Source organism: Streptomyces sp. NRRL S-1022 (genome assembly GCF_000720135.1).
GTDB lineage: Bacteria > Actinomycetota > Actinomycetes > Streptomycetales > Streptomycetaceae > Streptomyces.
Genome location: NZ_JOIU01000164.1, coordinates 1 through 335, shown reverse-complemented (window position 1 = coordinate 335; position 335 = coordinate 1). Strand labels below are relative to the sequence as shown.

General features: G+C 63.3%; 1 tRNA gene. It reads left to right on the top strand.

Annotated elements, in window-relative coordinates:
* The first annotated feature begins 162 nt into the window (after window positions 1–162).
* A tRNA-Leu gene (locus IG05_RS0141325) sits at window positions 163–246 on the top strand.
* The last annotated feature ends 89 nt before the right edge of the window (window positions 247–335 follow it).

The following is a 335-nucleotide window of genomic DNA, read 5'->3' as shown; positions in this document are numbered from 1 at the left end:
GGAGGCACGTGCGACTTGTCCTCGTCGGGCGTGTCCACGGGCTGGGGCGACTCGGGGGCGGTCACTGAAGCTCCTCGTTCAGGGGCAGGGGTACTGCTGTCCAAGAGACTACCTAGCTGCAGCTCCATCCGGTGACCCGGTACACTCCTCTCGGGTTGTCCGGCCGGGTTGGCGCAACTGGTTGACGCGGAGGTCTCAAACACCTCTGTCCGAAAGGACGTGTGGGTTCGAATCCCATACCCGGCACCCATCAGCGGATGTCCACGGTCTCGTGAACATCCGCATTTTGCTGCACATGGTCACCTGGGACTGTCGTCCTCGCCGACGTGGTGCAC